General features: G+C 59.2%; 1 pseudogene. It reads left to right on the plus strand.

What is annotated here, in order from left to right:
• Window positions 1-201: pseudogene (locus ACW9JE_RS31010) on the plus strand (hypothetical protein); the annotation flags it as partial.

Raw genomic sequence — 201 nt, forward strand, 5'->3', positions numbered from 1 at the left:
CGGCCAGTTGACGTTCTTTCAGGCGATCAGCTCCACCTTCAGCCAATTGACGTTCGCGCAGACGATCAGCACCGCCTTCAGCCAGTTGACGTTCGCGCAGACGATCCGCACCGCCTTCAGCCAATTGACGTTCGCGCAGACGATCAGCACCGCCTTCGGCCAGTTGACGTTCTTTCAGGCGATCAGCTCCACCTTCAGCCA

The organism is Pseudomonas sp. SDO55104_S430 (assembly GCF_054070595.1).